Source organism: Pelagicoccus enzymogenes (genome assembly GCF_014803405.1).
GTDB lineage: Bacteria > Verrucomicrobiota > Verrucomicrobiia > Opitutales > Opitutaceae > Pelagicoccus > Pelagicoccus enzymogenes.
This window is the reverse complement of the sequence record NZ_JACYFG010000006.1, coordinates 844,368-862,889: the sequence shown is the minus strand read 5'-3', so window position 1 is coordinate 862,889 and position 18,522 is coordinate 844,368. Positions and strand designations below refer to the sequence as shown.

The following is an 18,522-nucleotide window of genomic DNA, read 5'->3' as shown; positions in this document are numbered from 1 at the left end:
AGAAATAATGAGTGAAACAACGACAGAAACGCTGCCGTACAAGGTAGCAGCCAAGACCCCAGAAGAGTTCCAGGAACACGCCGAATTCGGCCGCAAGGAAATCACCATCGCGGAAGCGGAGATGCCGGGCCTCATGGGCGTCCGCGCCAAGTACGCTGCCGAGAAGCCGCTGGCAGGCGTGCGCATCATGGGCTCTTTGCACATGACGATCCAGACCGCGGTCCTCATCGAGACCTTGGTCGACCTCGGCGCCGACGTGCGTTGGGTATCTTGCAACATCTACTCAACTCAGGACCACGCGGCGGCGGCTATCGCGGCGGCAGGCGTTCCGGTTTTTGCCTGGAAGGGCGAGACCTTGGAAGAATACTGGTGGTGCACGGACCAAGCGCTCCGTTTCCCTGGCGGCCTTGGCCCGCAGCTGATCGTCGACGACGGTGGCGACGCGACCTTGCTGATCCACAAGGGCTACGAGCTCGAGGACGGCAGCGACTGGGTTAACACGGAATCCGGTTCCGAAGAGGAGCAGATCATCAAGAACCTGCTCAAGCAAACCCACGCTGAAAATCCCACGCGTTGGCACGACGTGGTGAAGGAGTGGAAGGGCGTTTCTGAAGAAACGACCACTGGCGTACACCGTCTCTACCACATGGAGAAGGCTGGTCAGCTTTTGGTGCCTGCCATTAACGTGAACGACTCCGTGACCAAGTCCAAGTTCGACAACCTCTACGGTTGTCGCGAGTCGCTGATCGACGGCATCAAGCGCGCTACCGACGTCATGACAGGCGGCAAGGTGGCAGTGGTTTGTGGATACGGCGACGTGGGCAAGGGCTGCGCTCAAGCCCTCGTCGGCATGGGAGCTCGTGTGATCGTCACTGAGATCGATCCGATCTGCGCCCTGCAGGCTGCCATGGAAGGCTTTGAAGTTACGACAGTCGAGGACACTCTGGGCCGTGCCGACATCTACGTCACCACCACCGGCAACAAGGACATCATCACCCTCGAGCATATGAAGGCGATGAAGGACCAGGCGATCGTTTGTAACATCGGTCACTTCGACAACGAGATCCAAGTAGACAAGCTGCTCAAGTATCCCGGTATCCAGCATCTGAATATCAAGCCGCAGGTCGACCAGTACACATTCCCCGACGGCAACGCCATCTTCTTGTTGGCTGGCGGACGCCTCGTGAACCTCGGTTGCGCGACGGGTCACCCATCCTTCGTCATGTCGAACTCCTTCGCGAACCAGACGCTCGCTCAGATCGATCTCTGGAAGAAGAAGGACGAGTACAAGGTAGGCGTTTACCGTCTCGCCCAGGAGCTCGACGAGGAAGTGGCTCGCCTCCACCTCGACAAGATTGGGGTGAAGCTGACCAAGCTCACTCCTGAGCAGGCGGACTACATCGGCGTGAACCAAGCGGGCCCCTTCAAGCCTGCCCACTATCGCTACTAGCGTTTCGCTAAGCTTCCATTTTGCGCCTCGTCCGGTTCTCCGGACGGGGCTTTTTTTGGTTCATCCGCAAAGGTGGTGGAAAGTCGTTTTCTACGCTTCAGCCTTTAAGGAACGACTCCTCTGCGGTGGGCCGGGCAGAACCGGTCCACAAGGGCTGCTCGACTCAGCGTTTCCTGCGAGCCGTTGACGGTCTCTTTTACGATTGTTACGGCTTGGTTTGACAGCGTTTGCCAGCCGCTTTCATTCGCTGAGTGCTCGCTACACCCTCCTACCTATCCTCTCGATTCGGTTCCGCTCTCATCTTCGGTTGCCTGGTCGTATCGCTTTGCCTGTTCCTGATCCTGCTGCAGGGCTGTTCTTCGCAGAGGCAAACGCCTCACGAATGGGTGCTGCAGTCCCAAGCCACAGCGGGCAGCTTGGATTTCGTCGAGCTCTTGGAGATGGCGGAGCAGGTGAAGTTGATGTCGGGCGGAAGGTTGCTCATCCGCCCTGTTCCCGGCGGCGAAGTTGCCAGCGGCCCGGACATTTATGCGGCGGTGTCGGAACGTCGGGTAGAGATGGGCAACGGATGGCCGAATTGGTGGTCGGGCCGGCATCCTTCTTGGTCGGTCATGAATGCGGGGCCGTTCGACTTCATGAACTTGGACGCCTCCATGATGTTCTTCTTGGAGGGGGAAGGCACGGCTTTGGCCAACGAGTTGGCTAGCGGAGACGGGATCATTTGGAGACCGGCTTGGTGGCCGGGCATGGAGTTTGGCTTGCTTTCGAAGGAGCCGATCATGGGGCTCGACGACTTGAAGGACAAGAAGGTCCGCATCGGTCCGGGCTTGCCGGGTGAAGTCTTCACGGAGGCATCGGGGGCCTACACGATTCCGCTCGTTCCGGAGGAGATGCGCCCTGCCTTAGAGCAGGGCTTGATCGATGCAGTTGAATGGACGACCGCGAGAGGCGTCTTGGATTTGAATCTGCACGATGTCAGCCCTAACGCGATTGTTCCGGCGATCTGGCAACCTGCAGTTGTATCCGATTTTCTGATAAACGAAGCGGCATACGACGAGCTTGGCGAGGACCTGAAAGCGATATTGGAGTCCGCTCTAAAAGCGTATGCCTTGACGACCACCGTGAAGTCGAAGTTGGCGGACTTCGATGCTCTCGAGGCGCTCAAGCAGGCCAATGTGAACTTTCATGCCTGGAGCAAGGAGGACATCGAGCGTTGGCGCGTCGCCAACGAGTCAATCCTTGAAGGATATCGGGCCCGGGATGATTACACGAAGAGGCTGATCTCGGAGAAGCAAGCCTTCAAGGAGCGCTACAACCGCTACTACGAGTACTTTGGAGCGTATGATTGAGTTTAGGCAGAGGGGGTAGCGTAAGCCGAAAGTATGAATGAAGAAGTTTGTTGAACATAGATCTGTATTCCTTTTTTGGGTACTTGTTCTGACTGTGTTTATTCTGATTTCGGGGTTCACGGCTGTTCGCTTTTCGGTGACGAAGCGAGGCTTGGATAAGGACTTGGAACGCCGAGCGGAGAATGTGGCCTTGCGCATCGTGGACGCAATATCGCCGACCATATGGGATATTTATCGTAAGTCTGACCACCGAGAGTATTCTGCGGAGGTCTCATCGGCCGTCCTAGACTCGGAATTTCGCGATACCTTTGTTCTTGGGGTTGTTGTGTATGGGAATTTTGGGCACGTCTACATGGGGCGTTTTCGAGATGGCGAAGCGTTGGTGGGTTACAATGAGGCTTTGGAGAAGCGAATCCAAAGCGAGGCGGATTTGAGTTTCTACGAGGCGATCAAAAACGGTCCGATGACGATTGGTAACGTGCGCGTTTACCTCAGCTCGAGGGAGAATCGAAACCTGATTCGCAACACATTGCTCATCGACGTGGCTGAAGCCCTCTCTGTCTCGGTCCTTATCGTTGCCTGCCTGTTCTTCATCTTGCGCAAGGCATTGATCGCTCCCATGCGAGAGCTGAGTATTGCGAGCCATGTAATCGAGTCCTTACGAGAAGCGGTTGTGGTGACGGATCGCAAGGGGGTCGTTGTCGACGTGAATCCTTTTTTCTGCCGTATGTTTGAAAGGCGGAAAGGCGCGATGGTGGGGAAGCCTCTCGATCTAAGCGTGGAAAGTAGTGAGAGCGTAGATACGCTGCTCTCCATCTGGAATGGAACTTCGAAGGATCGTGTTTGGTCGGGGGAGGCTCGCGTGTCTCTCGAGGGAAAAAGAGGGCAAGTTTGTCTATGCCAGTGTCTCGCCTGTGATGTTGGAAGGCCAGGTTTCTGATTACACGGTCACGGTATTCCAAGGTATTGAAGAATTGAAGGAGGCGGAAGAGGCGCTCAAGCAGCGCAATCGAGAACTCGAATCTGCCAGGGATCGGGCGGAAGCTTCTAGCCGGGCCAAGGACGACTTTCTTTCGATCATGAGCCACGAGTTGCGTACGCCTTTGAATCCGATTATCGGCTTTGGAAACTTGATCAACGACGAGCTGGAGGATCCTGAGTTGCTGGAGCAAATGGGAGTGCTCTTGAACTCGGCCTCGCACTTGCTCCGTTTGATCGAGTCGGTTCTGGAATACACGAAACTTGAGCGTGATCCTTCGCAATGTGAGGTGACGGTGTTCGATTACCGGTCCGTTTGCGAAAACCTGCTGGGTTCAGTTAAGTTGGAGGCGGATAAGAAAACGCTAAGCGTCGGCGCCGAGCATCGTTTTGCGGGCGGATTGGAGGAAAAGGGCGGAGACTTTCATATCGTATGCGATAAGACAAAGTTCGAGCAGATCGCATTGAATTTTCTTGTGAACGCCATCAAGTTCACGAGCGAGGGGAGTGTATCCATAGAGACATTACTAGTTCCTGGGAAACTTCGTCTATCCGTTAAGGATACGGGAATAGGGATTGCGGAGGAAGACATCGAGAAGGTCTTTCAAGCTTTTACGCAGGTTGACTCCTCGCTTCGCCGCAAGCACCAGGGTATCGGCCTCGGTCTAGCGATCAGCAGCAAGCTGGCTGAAGCGATGGGGGGAGAAATAGGCTGTCGGAGCGAGCTGGGCAAGGGCACCGAGTTTTGGCTGGAAATCCCCGTCGACGTGGAAGCAGCCCACCCAAGTGCCGCGTCGGCTGAGGAAGCCGCCACCCTGACGCAGACTGCGGGCAAGTGCGTGCTCGTCGTGGAGGACGACACTGAAAACCGTCGCTTGATTGAAGTTCAATTGAAGAAGCTCGGCTACGAGACCATCTCCGCTTCTTCGGGGGCGGAGGCGGTGGAACGAGCCGATGAAGCTCAAGTAGACCTTGTTTTGATGGACTTGGAAATGGATGATATGGACGGGTTCGAGGCGATGGAGGAGATCCGGCAGCGCTCGGAGAAGAACAAGGAGACCCCGGTAATCGCGTTCACTGCCCACGCCTCGGCAATTACGGAGGCCCAATGCAAGGAGCGTGGCTTCGACGACTTTTTGGCGAAGCCATACTCGGTGATGGTCCTCGAAAAAAAGCTGAGATTGTGGCGTGATCGCCGCATCAAAGCCTAGGCTTGTTCGCGGGAATCGTGATTGGCATGGCGATAGCGACGCTTTAGCCTGCCTTCTTTTTCATGCTTCCCCTTCCTGATACCGCCTTTGAACGTTTTCACCCCTTAGTTGCGCGTTGGTTCACGGACGAGCTGGGAGAGCCGACGGACATTCAGAGGAAGGCGTGGCGCTTGATTTCAGCGGGCGAGCACTGCTTGATCTCTGCCGCAACGGGTAGCGGAAAGACCTTGGCCTCCTTCCTTTGGGCCATAAGCCAACTCGCCTCCGGCGAATGGGAGCTTGGCCAGACTCGAGTGCTCTACGTCTCTCCCTTGAAAGCGCTGAATAACGACATCCGTCGGAACTTGCTGGGGCCCTTGGAAGCCCTGCGGGAGCTTTTCGAGGAAGAGGGAGTCGCTTGGCCGGAGATTCGGGTGATGACTCGAAGCGGCGACACGCAGCAGGGCGATCGCCGCAAGATGTTGCGCCATCCGCCGGAAATCCTCATCACCACTCCGGAAAGCCTCAACCTGCTCCTTACTTCAAAGGATGGGCAACGTTCCCTGCAGGGGATCCGGTCCGTTGTCATCGACGAAGTCCATTCCGTGGTAGGAAGCAAGCGTGGGGTCTACTTGATGACCGCTGTCGAGCGTTTAGCCCATCTTTGCGGCGAGTTTCAACGTATCGCGCTATCCGCGACCGTGCGCCCTATGGAGCTGGTCGCGTCCTATATTGGTGGATACAAGGACGGAGTTCCCCGAACAGTTGCGCGGGCTCGCTCGGAGGCGAGCAAGTCTTATGAGATTTCGGTCCGGTTTCCGGCGGAAGCGAACGAAGACGCGAATGACGATGACTTTTGGCGCCCGATCGTGCAGGACCTCAAGGTGCTGGTGTCTGATAACCGTTCTACGCTCATCTTCGTAAACAGCCGAAAGCTCTGCGAGAAGTTGGCTTACAAGATCAATCGGGATGAGCCGGCGCCAATCGCGTATTCGCATCATGGATCGCTTTCGAAGGAAATTCGCTTTGCGGTAGAGCAACGACTAAAGAAGGGGGAGCTGAAGGCAATCGTAGCAACTAACTCTCTGGAGATGGGAATCGATGTGGGTGCCCTGGATTGCGTGGTCATGGTGCAGTGTCCCGGACAGATTTCCTCGGCGGTGCAGAAGGTGGGAAGAGCGGGGCATCAAGTCGGGGCGATTAGTCGAGCTGTGGTTTTTCCGTCGCATTCCCGCGATTTTTTGGAGTCGGCTGTATTGTCGCAGTCGATACAGGAAAGAGCTATCGAAGCGGTACATCCGGTCGAGGCGCCGCTAGACGTGCTGGCGCAGGTGCTGGTTTCGATGCTCGGTTCGGGACCCCAAGAAATCGACGCTCTCTTTTCACTGGTTCGCAATGCCTACCCTTACCGATCGTTGTCGCGAGAAGTCTTCGACCTTGTTTTAAACATGCAAGCGGGACGTTATGCGGGGAGCCGCTTGCGGGAGCTTAAAGCGAGGATTGCGATCGACCGGGAGGCCAACACGGCGACCTTGCGAAAGGGAGCGTTGATGGCTTTCTATTTTTCGGGAGGAGTGATTCCGGATCGAGGTTATTTCCATTTGCGCCACAGCGGCAACGGTGGGCGGATAGGCGAACTGGATGAAGAGTTTGTTTGGGAGAGGAAGATTGGAGAAGTATTCACTTTAGGGGTACAAAGCTGGCGAATCGACCAGATTACCTACAACGACGTGCTGGTCTCTCCGGCAAGTGGTGGCGAAGAAGCTCCCCCTTTTTGGAGAGCGGATGTCTTCGATCGAGATTTTCACTTTTCGAATCGCATCGGAGAATTTTTGGAATGGGCTGACGAGCGTTGTGGCAGTGCCGGTTTTGTCGACGAGCTTCAGAAACGGTTCAAAATGGATGCGGTCGCATCCAAGGCCTTGCAGGAGTTCCTTGAGCGGCAGCGTTTGGCGACGGGGCGAGGCTTGCCTCATCGGCATCACCTGCTGGCTGAAGTCATCGACGCGGCCCCCGGAGGCGCTCCCGGGCAGCAGTTGGTGCTGCACACCCACTGGGGTGGACGGGTGAATCGACCCTATGCCTTGGCCTTAGACGCTGCTTGGAGCGAGTCCTTCGGACATAGGACGGAGGTATACGTGAACAACGACTGTGTGGTCGTGATGTTGTCGGACGAGGTCTCGCTAGAGGAAGTTCTGGGTCTTGTGAGTCTAAGAAATGTGGATACCTTGTTGCGGAACCGCTTGGAAGGCTCTGGTTTTTTTGGCGCCCGTTTTCGTGAGGCCGCAGGAACCTCGCTGCTGATCACGCGAAACAAGGCAGGGCAGCGATTGCCGCTTTGGCTGAGTCGTATGCGTTCCAAGAAACTGTTCGAATCCGTGCAGCGTTACGACGACTTCCCGCTTCTTTTGGAGGCATGGCGCAGTTGCCTGAAGGATGCTTTCGACATGGATTCGCTGCGTCTGGTTTTGGGAGAGTTGGAACAGGGCGAAATTTCGGTAACCATGACCCGCGGGAGCAAGGCAAGTCCGTTTGCTTCCAGTGTGGCGTGGCGACAGATCAACGACGAGTACATGTACGCGACCGATAGTCCCAGCGGTTCGGGGCGTTCGAATTTGCGTGAAGACTTGGTTCGCTCCGTAGCGTTCGACGCGGAGAACCGTCCGCAAGTCGACGAGGAGCTAGTGCTCGCTTTTGAGGCGAAACGGCAACGATTGGCGGAAGGGTACGCGCCGACCGACGGCTTGGAGCTGAAGGAATGGTTGCGGGATCGGATCGCGATTCCCCAAAGGGAGTGGGAGCTCTTTTGCGATAGGCTCGCTTTGGGAGGTAGCGTCCGCTCTCCGAGCGGACCGGAGGACGATTTGGAGACAGCTCGGAGCGCTGCCGCTACCTCGGGAGGTTGGGTTTTCCTGAAGGAGGATAAGCAACGTTTTGAACGTTTGTTTTGCCCTGTTCCTGATGTGGACTTGCTCTGCGAGTTCCTCTCGTACTATGGACCCGTATCGATTGAGGGACTACGCGCTTGGCTGGAGGCTTCTGCAGTCGAGCTGACTGTGCTCCTGGACAGCTTGGAGGATGCGAGGCGAATTGTGAGGGGTCCTCTCTTGGAAGGGGAGGATGCGGAGTTCGTTTGCGAGGCGGAAAATTTCGAAATCTTGCTGCGCATGAAGCGGGCTCGCGGACGTGCAGCATTCCAGGCTCTGCCGCTGGCCCGTTTTGGCCTGTTCCTTGCGAGCTGGCAAGGGGTTGCGAGAAACCACGAGCAAGAGGATGGATTGCGGGATTGCTTGGATCGCCTGCTGGGATGGACGGCTTCAGTCTCAGAATGGGAGGGCTCGTTGTTGCGGTCTCGAGTTGATGGATACAGCGGGTCGAAACTGGACGCGTTGCTGGTTGAAGATGGTACTTTTTGGTACGGCACGAAGGGAGCGGGGGTTGGCTTTTGCTTGCCTGAAGATTGGGAGTTGCTCCGCCCTGAGGAAGAAGGGGACCCGCTAACGGAAAAGGAAGCTGCGTTGCTCGAGATTCTAGAGATGGGAGGCCGCTTTGGCTTTTCTCAGCTTTTGGACAGGTTGTCTGTGGGCGCCGCTGAGTTGGAAGCGATTTTATGGAGCTTGGTCTGGAAGGGAATGGTGTCGAATGACGCATTTGCAGCAGTACGAAAGGGAGCGCACGGAAAATTCCAGCTTTGTTCAGGGGGAGCGAGGCGAGAGCAGAGCCCGCGGTCATTGCGGTTGGGGAGGCGCTCGCGAGCGAGTCGTCCGATCGTGTATCCGGGCGCCTGGTACAAGCTGCCCACGAGGGTTGGAGATTTGGATGTCGTTGACTCCTTAGAATTTGAGAAAGAAAGAGCTCGTATCGTGCTGGATCGCTATGGCGTTGTGTTTCGCGAGTTGTTGCTCCGCGAGCAAGTGGGCTTTCGGTGGAAGGAGCTTTTCAAGGCGTTTCGTCTGCTAGAGCTTTCTGGTGAGATCGTAGGAGGACGCTTTTTCGAGGGGATCCCGGGGCTCCAGTTTGCTTCCAAGGAGGCGCTGCGGCGGTTGAAAAAGTCTTTGCCGGAGAAGGCAATCTATTGGATGTCAGCCGTTGACCCGGTTTCGCTTTGTGGGATTGCTTTGGAGGAGCTCAAGGCGGCTTTGCCAAAGCGCCTTGCGACAACGCGTTTGCTCTACCGCGGCAGCGAGTTGGTGGCAGAGGCTCAACGGGGTGGACGGGTTTTGCGATTTCACCTTGAGCCCAAGGATGCAGATCTGACGCAGATCGTTGGCGTGATGGCGGATGCGCTCGGCTTGCAGGCGTTGAGCCAATTGAAGCTTGAATCTATCAACGGCGAGGATGCCCGGAGTAGTCCCTATCTAGAGTCCCTGCAATCAGTCTGGAGGCTACACTGCGACCACAAGCAGGTAGTGGTCGAGGGAGTGCTTGTTTGAATTGAGACGGGGCCTAGGTTTCTCTGCCATCCATTGGCATTTGACCGCTTGCGAATGTCACGAACGCGGTCTTTGGCACTATAGTGCGGGTGTGGTTTTAGCGAAAGGTGGAGTTCATGGGTTTTCACCGATGGGAATGGGGGAGATAGATGCTAGATATGATTCTTTTTAGCTTCTGTTGATTTGGCTTTCGTTGCTGAGAAGAATTACTAGGGTCGGACGGTAATTGTCCCAGCTAGCTTGCTAGGATTGCTGCGGTCCCAACTCTACATGCAGGAATCTGATCCCCCCGAAACCGATCGGCGTTTCTACGCCCACACAAAAACGTGCCCCGATGGAAGCGTTGCCCCCTTGTGCGAATGGGAACCGCTGTACTCCGAGGAGTGCGGGAGCTTGGAGTGGCAGCCCTGCGAGAAGTGCGAATCGAGGGACCCGCAACACGGGCATCTTAACAAGGTGGCGTATTTGGCGGGGAGGTTTGCGGAGGAGATGTTTTCCGCAGGAAGCGAGGAAGCGAAGGCGGCAAGGGAGTGGGGGAGGCTAGCGGGTTTTTGGCATGACCTCGGGAAATTTGCTCCTAAGTGGCAGGTGTATTTGAGGAAGAAGGTGGGCGATGCCCATGAGGACGAGTGTATTGGGACGGTGGACCACTCGACGGCGGGTGGGCAATGGGCCGCGAAGCAGGATGGACTTTGGGGGCATTTGCTAGCGTATGGGATTGTTGGGCACCACAGTGGTTTGCTAGACGTGGTTTCCAATGGCACGAGTTGTCAGGAGGCTCGGCTTTCAAAGACAGTTGAGGATTACTCGAATGCTCCAGAGGAGCTTCTGGAGCGTCGATCGGGGGCTCCGCCTGAGTTTGTGTTGGATGCGATCAGGCAAGGTAAAGAGGGGGCTTATGTGGCATCATTCTTCTCGCGTATGCTTTTTTCCTGTTTGGTGGACGCGGATTTTTTGGCGACCGAGTCTTTCATGAACGCGGCTCAGGCGGGTGGTCGCAATGCGGTTGAAGGCAATTGTTTGGAGGCGATCAATCGGCTGGTCGCTGAGAGGATCGCGTCGTTTGGCGAACCTGCGAGTAACGATATCGTCAACCAGCAGCGGGCGAAGGTGGTGGCGGACTGTGTGGAAAAGGCTCGAGCTCCGGCGGGGTTGTTTACGCTGACCGTTCCTACGGGGGGTGGGAAGACGCTGTCGTCGCTTCGCTTTGCGTTGCAGCATGCTCTGAGGAACAGGCAAAAGCGGATTATCTACGTGGTGCCCTTTTCTTCGATCATCGAGCAGAATGCTGAGGTGATTCGTTCGATCGTGGCACCGTTACAGACGGAATCGTTCACGCCACTCGTGGAGCACCATTCGTCGCTTTCTCCAGAAAAGGAGACGGAGCAAAGTCGCTTGGCGGCTGAGAATTGGGATGCTTCGATTGTAATCACGACGTCCGTGCAGTTTTTCGAGTCCTTGCATGGTGCGAAGACATCGCGTTGTCGCAAGCTCCACAATATCGCGAACGCGGTGGTGATATTAGACGAAGCGCAGACTTTGCCTGTGAGCTTTTTGGAGCCGTGTTTGAAGAGTTTGCAGGAGCTGAGCGACCACTACAATACGACGACAGTGCTTTGCACGGCGACGCAACCAGCGATTGGATACAATGAAGAAGAGTTTCCGATTGGGCTGAAGGGATGTCGGGAGATTATTGAAGACCCGAAGGCTCTTTTCGATGCGCTGAAGCGTGTTGAGGTTGAGCAGCTTGGTATGTGTTCGGATAAGCATCTGGCGGAGCGAATGGGGAGTTCGGAGCAGGTGCTGTGCATTGTGAATCGAAGAAAGCACGCGCAGGAGATATTTCGAAAGCTCAATGGGTCGGGGGGAGCTTTTCATTTGTCGGCTCTTATGTGCCCAGAGCATCGTAGCCAAATTTTAGCGTTAGTGAGAAAGTGTTTGGATAAGGGAGAACCTGTGCGGCTGGTTTCGACTCAGCTTATCGAGGCTGGCGTGGATGTTGATTTTCCGGTGGTTTATCGCTCTTTGGCGGGGCTGGATTCGGTCGCTCAAGCAGCTGGGCGTTGTAATCGAAATGGAAAATTGAAAGGTGCCGACGGGGTGCCGTGCTTGGGAAAGGTTTTTGTGTTTGAAGCGGAGGAACAGGCGGCGGAAAGCTATTTCAGGGAGACCGCTCAGGTTGCTGCCCAGGTGTTGGATATGCATGACGATCTCTTGGGGGAGAAAGCGATTCATCACTATTTTGATCTCTATTACTACCAACAAAAGAGTCGTTGGGACGAGAAGGAGGTTGTGAAGAGCTTCCGACTCGAGGGGCGTAGAAAGGACTGTCCGTTTCGTTTCAAGTTCAGAAGCGTAGCGGAGTGCTTCAAGCTGATCGATGATTGGCAGACGACTGTTATCATCCCTTTCGATGAGTCGGCGGAAGCGTTGATCGGGCAATTGCGGAACGAGTCGATACCAATCCATCGAAATTTACTCCGCCGACTACAGCGGTTTACGGTCCAGGTGCCGCCTAAATGGGTTCGAGAGAATTCAGGCTCGTTTGAGGAATTGAGGGATGGACAGTTTCTCGTGCTTATTTCTCCACAGCTGAATTACTCGAAGGATTTTGGGATTACTTTCGATGAAGAACACGGCGGAGCTCAGCTACTGAACATTTGAATACGACATTATGAAATATGGAATCACACTCAAAGTCTTTGGAGACTACGCTCTGTTTTCTCGACCCGAGATGAAGGTCGAGCGGGTCTCTTACGACGTTATCACCCCTTCCGCGGCCCGCGGAATTCTCGAAGCGATTTACTGGAAGCCGCAGATCCGGTGGATCATCGACGAGTTGACTGTGCTTAACCCGATTCGTTTTACGAATATTCGGAGAAACGAGATTTCGGCTAAGGTGGCGGTTAAGGGGGCAAGTGGCGTCAATGCAGGCATGAAGGATCCGACGGTGGTGCCGCGTCTAGCGGTTGATCAAAATCGTCAACAGCGGGCATCGATGGTTTTGAAGGACGTGTCGTATGTGATAAAGGCGCATGTCGAAATTTTGGATACGAGGATGGAGCGAGGCGGCGAGAAGATCGCACTGCCGCAAGCCGTGGGAAAGCATTTGGATATGTTTAAGCGTCGAGCGCGGAAGGGGCAGGCATTTCACCAGCCGTACTTTGGGTGTCGAGAGTTTCCTGTGAGCTTCGAGTTGATCGAAGAGGAAGCGAACTTGCCTCGGCCACACGAGGAACTGCTAACGGATGATACTAAGGATCTCGGTTATATGCTTCATGACATCGAGTTCCAGCAGGACCGAGCTACCAAGAAGGTGAAATCTACCACTCCGCATTTCTTCAGGGCTGAAATGCTGAACGGAGTGATTGCTGTGCCTGAACTTCCATTCCCCGTCGCATCATGATTCTGCAATCGCTAAACGAACTCTACGATCGTCTCGCGGAAGACAAGGCATACGCTATCTCGCCACCGGGATTTTCTCCGCAGAAGATTAGCTTCAAAATCGTGATCCGTCTTGATGGGAGTTTTATTCCGCCACAGGACGCGAGAAGCCCTAATGACAAGGGGAAGCTGCAGAACACTTTGGTCGAAGTTCCTGGTGGTGCGAAGCCGTCCGGGGCAGGAGTTAATCCGTGTTTTCTTTGGGATAATCAGACTTACCTGCTCGGGCGACAGCCTGAGGATAAAAAGTCTGGCTTTGGAATTGAGCGATTCGAGGCCTTTCGAGAACGCCATTTGGCCCTCGAGAAGGAGATAGATTGTCCGGAGTTTTCCGCAGTCTGTCGGTTTCTCGAGAGTTGGGATCCTGTTAATGTAGAGACGTATCCAATATTAAACGAGTTGGGAACTGGATTTGGTGTATTTCAGATCCAAGGACAAAAGGGGTATGTGCATGAGACGCCGAAGATTCGGAACTGGTGGATCAAAAATCAACCGAGGGAAGTATCGGCCTCACGAGGGCAGTGTTTGATCAGTGGTGAACGCGATGTTGAGATCGCCCGGCTGCATCCAAAGATAAAGGGAGTCGTTGGGGCTCAGTCTGCGGGAGCATCTATCGTATCCTTCAACGATGCAGCTTATGAGTCTTACGCGAAAACGCAGAGCTTTAATAGTCCTGTGAGTGAAGACGTTGCCTTTCGTTATGGTACTGCGTTGAACGCACTATTGACGGGACCGAAGTCAAGGGATCATCGAATTCGAATCGGGGATACAACGTGTGTTTTCTGGACTGAGAGGCAGAGCGCGTTCGAAGACGTGTTTGCGGATATTCTTGGGAGTGGATCCCACGCGACCGACGAGGTTCAAGATGAGACACAACGCGAGCGAATTGAGCGGTGTTTGAAGGCGATACAATCCGGACGCGGATTCGTGGACGATAAAGCCCCTGTGGAAACGCCGTTCTACCTTCTCGGTCTTGCTCCGAATGCGGCGCGGCTTTCGGTTCGGTTTTTCCTACGGTCTACGATTGAAGAATTGCTGAAGAAATTGAATGCCCATCTCGAGGATATGAAGATTGTCCGGCAGTTTGAGAATCAAACGACGAAGGGGCGGAAGCCGGATCCTGAGTTTCCTGCTGTGTGGCAGCTGTTGAACCAATCGGCTCGGGTTAGCGATGAGGTTCCGCCTTTGCTAGGTGGAGCGTTGACGAGAGCGATTGTGGAAGGGACGCGGTATCCGGAAGCTCTGTACGGAGCCGTACTGCGACGTATTAGGGCGGATCGAACGATCAATTATCTGAGAGTCGCGATAGTGAAAGCGACCCTCGTAAGAAACCATCAATATGAAATTCCAACTATGTTAGACAAATCCGAAACCACCCCTGCGTATCTGCTAGGGCGTCTATTTTCCGCATTAGAGAAAACTCAGGAAGACGCTCTGTCAGGTCTCAATGCGACGATCCGAGATCGTTTCTACAGTGCCGCTTCCGCTACGCCTGCTAGCGTGTTTCCTCGCCTCTTGAGGACGTATCAGCATCACCTGTCGAAGTTGAACCCAGGTGGAAAAGTTGTACGAGAAAAACTAGTACAAGAAATCATTGATCCACTGGAAAGCTCAGGCTTTCCCTCTCAGCTGAATATCAAGGCTCAAGGTCTTTTTGCCATTGGCTACTATCACCAACGCAAAGCCTTTTTCACTTCAAAAACCGAAAACGACGAATCCTAAACCTGACTTCTAAATAAATACTGTTATGCAAAATCGATACGATTTCCTTTTCCTTTTCGACTGCCAAGATGCCAATCCGAACGGCGATCCCGATGCAGGCAATTTGCCGCGACTCGATGTGGAGACGGGGCAGGGGCTGGTGACGGATGTTTGCCTGAAGCGTAAGATCCGTAACTTCGTCGATCAAACGACTGACAAGCGTATCTATTTCGTGGAGGGTGCGGTTCACAACAACCAGCACAAAGAGGCCTACGAAGCGATTGGCGAAAAGCCCGAAAAAAAGGTCAAACCGGAGATTAAGGACAAGGCGACGGCTTGGATGTGTGAGAACTATTTTGATGTCAGAACCTTTGGGGCGGTGATGTCGACTGAGGTGAACTGTGGTCAGGTACGTGGACCGATCCAGTTGTCGTTCGCTCGTTCGATTGATCCGGTCGTTTCTAGCGAGCATGCGATTACACGGACTTCGGTGACCAACGAGAAGGACATCGAGAAGGAGCGGACTATGGGGCGGAAGTTTACGGTGCCTTACGGGCTGTATTTGGCAAAAGGCTTCGTAAATCCGTTTTTGGCAAAGCAAACTGGTTTTTCGGACGAGGATTTAGAGCTGCTTCTGACAGCTTTGGAAAATGCGTTTCAATTTGACCAGTCTGCGGCGCGTCCGGCGGGAAGCATGAATCCGCGTGGATTGCTTGTATTCAAGCATTCATCACAGCTGGGCAATGCTCCGAGTCACAAGCTGTTTGAGGCGGTGAGCATAAAGAAAAGTGAGAGAGTCGAGGTTCCGCGATCTCATCGCGATTATGAAGCGGTTATCGATGTGTCGAAGATACCGGAAGGAGTTGAGGTGATTAAGCGTATTTGGGCGTTTGATGAGGCTCTGGTTTCTGCGTGAAAAAAATTTAGTACTTTTGAACACTAGCGTCCAACTAAAAGTCGTTGAACATCAATTGGTTAGAATTATCGATTTCTATGTTTCTTGTATCATCTTTCATAAACAGCTGATGGATAGGGTCTTTCGAAAATATATTGACGCTCACGACTTGCAGGATTCTGGACAGATTCTCGTCCAAACCTGTCGTCTTGTTGAGAATGGCCACCATCAGGTAAGCGCAGACTGCGATCCAGATTTGGGTCTTCACCGCGTTCTCGCTCGTGCCGTAGAAGGACTTGATGCGCAGGTTCTGCTTGATCCATTTGAAGAAGAGCTCGATCTGCCAGCGAGCCTTGTAGAGCTTCGCCACGACCGCTGCTTCGAGATCGAAGTTGTTGGTGAGGAAGACCAGCGTCTTTCCCGTTTGCGCATCCACATAGCTGATACGCCTCAAGTTCGATCCGTACAGTCCCTTGGTTCTCGCGCCGTTGAGCCTGACGGTCTGGTCCGCTCTCAGTCCGGTCGACTTGTCCACGGTTCTGGACTCCTTGACGTAGAAGCTCATGTTCGACTTCGCCCTTATCACGAAGTAGGCGCGGGCCGAGTCGATGCGGAAGAGGCGTCCGAAGTCCAGATAGCCGCGATCCATCACGTAGAAGGCTCCCGCCTCGAACGCGATCCAGTCCAAGGCGTTCACGTCGTGGATCTTTCCCTCGGTCACCGCGATGAAGGCGGGTATCGGGCCGGCGAGGTCGATCACTGCGTGAATCTTGACGGCGGACTTGCTGCGTCGAAACTTCGCCCAAGGGAACAGCGACATGCACAGATCGACGATCGAAGCGTCCAAGGCGTAGACCGCTTGGTCGATCTCCTCGATGTATCTTTCCTGCGAATACAGGCGGCGAGCCTTTCTCGTGAGGACTCCAGCAAGCTCGAAGAAGGCGCGCCAGTCCCGCTTCTCGTTGACGTAGGCGAGATTGCTTCTGGAAACCGCTCCGCGGATGCCCATGGCGTAGAGCAGCTGAGCCTGCGAGCGAAGGCATGCCTCGATGTCCCGAAGACTCTCGCGATAAGTCAGCTGAGCGAAGAGCATGCAAAGGAACTGGTCGCGAGCGGAGAAGCTCCTCGAAGCCCTCGGCATCGGATACTTGGATACGCATCGGTGGAATTGCTTCCGATCGATGATGTCGACGATTTGAGAGAATACGAGGCTGCCGGAGTTCACGCCGCCCAGTCTCAATAAGCCCCTGAAAAATCCAAAGCAGATTCAAATGCGTGACACGCAAAAATCGATCTATCCAATTGAAAAACATTAACTTACAAAACCTGAACCCGCCCTTAGTTGGACACTAGTGACTTTTGAATTTTGATCATTCAGATCGCGGTTGTGGCGACGAAGACTTCTTCGTCGCCATATCCGCGCTTCAGCATTGGCTGTTCTGTCCGCGACAGTGTGCTTTGATTCATGTGGAGCGCGTGTGGTTGGATAATCGCTACACGGCAGAGGGCAATGCGATGCATGAGCGAGCTCACGACGGTCCGCATGAATTGCGGGAGGGAGTGCGGATTACGCGCGGCTTGCCGGTGAGTTCTAGGCGTTTGGGGCTGACGGGACAGTGCGACGTGGTGGAGTTTCACCCCGATGGTCGGATCGTTCCGGTCGAGTACAAGCGAGGCAGGCCGAAGGCTCATCGAGCGGATGAGGTGCAGCTCTGCGCTCAGGCTCTCTGCTTGGAGGAGATGAGAAAGGCGGAGATTGAATGCGGCTACCTTTACTACGGCAAAAATCGTCGGCGGACTGAAGTATGCTTTTCTTCTGATTTGAGGGCTTTGACTGAGAAAGTTGCTGCGGAGGTGATGAACTGTATCGAAAAAGGGAATACTCCGATTATTGAGTATGAGGCGAAGCGTTGTGACACTTGTTCGTTGTTGGAGATTTGCGAGCCGAAGGCTTTAGGGAGAAAGCGAGGTGCCAAAGCTTGGTTTCGTCATGCCATCGCGAATTTGAAACCTGAAACCTGAATATCGAAACGAACGTGAGACGTCATCTCAATACATTGTTTGTGACTTTGGAAGGAGCTTACCTAAAGAAGGACGGGGCTGCTATCGACATCCGGCACGAAGGGAAGTCGCGGCTGCGCGTGCCATTGCACAATCTAGATGGAATTGCGTGTTTCGCATGGGACTGCAGCGCGAGCGCAGCTTTGATGGCTGCATGCGCGGAGGCGAACGTGTCTTTGTCATTTCACAATCCAAATGGTAAGTTTCTGGCAGCGAGCAACGGGTTCACTACGGGAAACGTCTTGCTGAGGCGTGAGCAATATCGTCGAGCGGATAGGGAGGAAGATTGCTTGGCTATCGCGTCTCACCTCGTCGCCGCGAAGATCGCAAATAGCCGGACCAATATTCAAAGGGCCTTGCGAGATCACGGGACAAAGAGTATTGATCGAATGGATACGTTGCGGATGACGTCGGATGCTTTATATCCCAAGATTCGCAGTGCCTTGGTCGCGGAGGATGTTGACAGCTTGAGAGGGATCGAAGGGGAGGCCGCAGCCTGCTATTTTTTGGGGTTTTCGTCGATGCTCACAGGTTGCGAGGGAGAGTTTGCGATGAAGGGGAGATCGCGGCGTCCCGCTCGGGATCCTATCAACGCCTTGCTCTCGCTTGCTTACACATTGTTGATGCATGACTGCCGGTCGGCATTGGAAAGCTGCGGCTTGGACCCGCAGTGCGGATTTCTGCACAAGGATCGGCCTGGGCGTCCGTCGTTGGCCTTAGACTTGATGGAAGAGTTTCGAGCCTGTCTGGCGGACCGCCTCGTTTTGACCTTGATTAATCGAAAGCAGATTGGACGGGGCGACTTTCAAAAGGAAGAGTCAGGGGCAGTGCTGTTGAAGGAGGCGGCCCGCAAGAAGGTTTACGCGGCTTGGCAGGAGCGCAAGCAGACTGAAATCTTGCATCCCTTCTTGAATGAAAAGACGACTGTCGGGTTGCTGCCTCATTTGCAGGCCCGCCTGTTGGCTCGGTTATTGAGAGGCGATCTGGACGGGTATCCAGCGTATCTGCAAAAGTAGGAGGA

The 18,522-nt window shown here is 54.4% G+C and carries 12 protein-coding genes; 11 read left to right on the top strand and 1 reads right to left on the bottom strand.

The window, feature by feature from the left end:
• Nucleotides 1-7: 7 nt before the first annotated feature.
• From ahcY to cas7c, 9 genes are all read left to right on the top strand, one after another.
• On the top strand, nucleotides 8-1,450 hold the full coding sequence (ahcY, locus tag IEN85_RS05935) for an adenosylhomocysteinase (protein WP_191616145.1): 1,443 nt from the start codon (nucleotides 8-10) through the stop codon (nucleotides 1,448-1,450).
• 251 nt (nucleotides 1,451-1,701) lie between these two features.
• A complete protein-coding gene (dctP, locus tag IEN85_RS05930; protein WP_191616144.1) occupies nucleotides 1,702-2,799 on the top strand; it encodes a TRAP transporter substrate-binding protein DctP in 1,098 nt (365 codons plus the stop codon).
• A gap of 37 nt (nucleotides 2,800-2,836) precedes the next feature.
• The gene (locus IEN85_RS05925; RefSeq protein WP_191616143.1) at nucleotides 2,837-3,739 is read left to right on the top strand and encodes a PAS domain-containing protein; all 903 of its coding nucleotides are present in this window, start codon (nucleotides 2,837-2,839) and stop codon (nucleotides 3,737-3,739) included.
• A complete protein-coding gene (locus IEN85_RS05920) occupies nucleotides 3,717-4,988 on the top strand; it encodes a response regulator (RefSeq protein WP_191616142.1) in 1,272 nt (423 codons plus the stop codon). The genes IEN85_RS05925 and IEN85_RS05920 overlap by 23 nt, the downstream gene beginning before the upstream one ends.
• A gap of 62 nt (nucleotides 4,989-5,050) precedes the next feature.
• Nucleotides 5,051-9,400, top strand: coding sequence for a DEAD/DEAH box helicase (locus IEN85_RS05915; protein WP_191616141.1), 4,350 nt, complete (start codon nucleotides 5,051-5,053; stop codon nucleotides 9,398-9,400).
• Nucleotides 9,401-9,856: 456 nt separating this feature from the next.
• Nucleotides 9,857-12,064 carry a CRISPR-associated endonuclease Cas3'' gene (locus IEN85_RS05910; RefSeq protein ID WP_191616140.1) on the top strand — a complete coding sequence of 736 codons (2,208 nt, stop codon included), beginning with the start codon at nucleotides 9,857-9,859 and terminating at the stop codon, nucleotides 12,062-12,064.
• Nucleotides 12,065-12,074: 10 nt separating this feature from the next.
• Complete coding sequence (gene cas5c, locus IEN85_RS05905; protein ID WP_191616139.1) at nucleotides 12,075-12,806, top strand: type I-C CRISPR-associated protein Cas5c; 732 nt, start codon at nucleotides 12,075-12,077, stop codon at nucleotides 12,804-12,806.
• On the top strand, nucleotides 12,803-14,566 hold the full coding sequence (cas8c, locus tag IEN85_RS05900; RefSeq protein ID WP_191616138.1) for a type I-C CRISPR-associated protein Cas8c/Csd1: 1,764 nt from the start codon (nucleotides 12,803-12,805) through the stop codon (nucleotides 14,564-14,566). The genes cas5c and cas8c overlap by 4 nt, the downstream gene beginning before the upstream one ends.
• A 25-nt stretch (nucleotides 14,567-14,591) precedes the next feature.
• The gene (gene cas7c / locus IEN85_RS05895; protein WP_191616137.1) at nucleotides 14,592-15,461 is read left to right on the top strand and encodes a type I-C CRISPR-associated protein Cas7/Csd2; all 870 of its coding nucleotides are present in this window, start codon (nucleotides 14,592-14,594) and stop codon (nucleotides 15,459-15,461) included.
• A gap of 34 nt (nucleotides 15,462-15,495) precedes the next feature.
• Here the strand turns inward: cas7c and IEN85_RS05890 are convergent, their stop codons facing one another.
• A complete protein-coding gene (locus tag IEN85_RS05890) occupies nucleotides 15,496-16,665 on the bottom strand; it encodes an IS4 family transposase (RefSeq protein WP_191616136.1) in 1,170 nt (389 codons plus the stop codon).
• A 134-nt stretch (nucleotides 16,666-16,799) separates the two neighbouring features.
• On the opposite strand from IEN85_RS05890, the gene cas4 reads away from it, so the two are divergent.
• Complete coding sequence (gene cas4 / locus IEN85_RS05885) at nucleotides 16,800-17,462, top strand: CRISPR-associated protein Cas4 (protein ID WP_191616135.1); 663 nt, start codon at nucleotides 16,800-16,802, stop codon at nucleotides 17,460-17,462.
• A 14-nt stretch (nucleotides 17,463-17,476) separates the two neighbouring features.
• Complete coding sequence (gene cas1c / locus IEN85_RS05880) at nucleotides 17,477-18,517, top strand: type I-C CRISPR-associated endonuclease Cas1c (RefSeq protein ID WP_191616134.1); 1,041 nt, start codon at nucleotides 17,477-17,479, stop codon at nucleotides 18,515-18,517.
• Nucleotides 18,518-18,522 lie beyond the last annotated feature (5 nt).

Bases quoted from the DNA above. Each gene is read 5' to 3' on its own strand.
- cas8c (WP_191616138.1), top strand. From the start codon at position 12,803: ATGATTCTGCAATCGCTAAACGAACTCTACGATCGTCTCGCGGAAGAC.
- cas5c (WP_191616139.1), top strand. From the start codon at position 12,075: ATGAAATATGGAATCACACTCAAAGTCTTTGGAGACTACGCTCTGTTT.
- cas7c (WP_191616137.1), top strand. From the start codon at position 14,592: ATGCAAAATCGATACGATTTCCTTTTCCTTTTCGACTGCCAAGATGCC.
- ahcY (WP_191616145.1), top strand. From the start codon at position 8: ATGAGTGAAACAACGACAGAAACGCTGCCGTACAAGGTAGCAGCCAAG.
- IEN85_RS05925 (WP_191616143.1), top strand. From the start codon at position 2,837: ATGAAGAAGTTTGTTGAACATAGATCTGTATTCCTTTTTTGGGTACTT.
- IEN85_RS05920 (WP_191616142.1), top strand. From the start codon at position 3,717: ATGTTGGAAGGCCAGGTTTCTGATTACACGGTCACGGTATTCCAAGGT.
- IEN85_RS05915 (WP_191616141.1), top strand. From the start codon at position 5,051: ATGCTTCCCCTTCCTGATACCGCCTTTGAACGTTTTCACCCCTTAGTT.